The sequence below is a fragment of the Paenibacillus terrae genome (assembly GCF_000943545.1).
Taxonomy (GTDB): Bacteria; Bacillota; Bacilli; order Paenibacillales; family Paenibacillaceae; genus Paenibacillus; species Paenibacillus terrae_A.
Genome location: NZ_JTHP01000184.1, coordinates 1 through 922 on the forward strand (window position 1 = coordinate 1; position 922 = coordinate 922).

General features: G+C 53.3%; 1 rRNA gene. It reads right to left on the minus strand.

The annotated features are described in order from the left end of the window. A 23S ribosomal RNA gene (locus QD47_RS29545) occupies positions 1-922 on the minus strand; the annotation flags it as partial.

Consider the following 922-nt stretch of genomic DNA (forward strand, 5'->3'; position numbering starts at 1 on the left):
CTTTTCTTGGCAGTCTGAGATCATGACCTTCGCTACTATAATTTTCGCTCCCCATCACAGCCCAGCCTTACGATGTGCGGATTTGCCTACACACCAGCCTCACTGCTTAGACGGACATCCATCAGTCCGCGTCACTACCCTACTGCGTCACCCCATCGCTCATAACGGATTACGGTGGTACAGGAATTTCGACCTGTTGTCCTTCGACTACGCCTATCGGCCTCGCCTTAGGTCCCGACTTACCCTGAGCGGACGAACCTTCCTCAGGAACCCTTAGGCTTTCGGCGGATCTGATTCTCACAGATCTTTTCGTTACTCATACCGGCATTCTCACTTGAATGCAGTCCAGCGCTCCTTACGGTACACCTTCAACCCGCATTCAACGCTCCCCTACCCCTGATACCTAAGTATCAAGCCATAGCTTCGGTGGCGTGTTTAGCCCCGTTACATTTTCGGCGCAGAGTCACTCGACCAGTGAGCTATTACGCACTCTTTCAATGGTGGCTGCTTCTAAGCCAACATCCTGGTTGTCTGTGCAACTCCACATCCTTTCCCACTTAACACACACTTGGGGACCTTAGCTGATGGTCTGGGCTGTTTCCCTTTCGACAATGGATCTTAGCACTCACTGTCTGACTCCCGGAACTAAGTCTATGGCATTCGGAGTTTGACTGAGCTTGGTAACCCTTGCGGGCCCCGCACCCAATCAGTGCTCTACCTCCACGACTCTTATTCCGAGGCTAGCCCTAAAGCTATTTCGGGGAGAACCAGCTATCTCCGGGTTCGATTGGAATTTCTCCGCTACCCCCACCTCATCCCCGCATTTTTCAACATGCGTGGGTTCGGGCCTCCAGTGCGTGTTACCGCACCTTCACCCTGGACAGGGGTAGATCACCCGGTTTCGGGTCTACGTCCACGTACT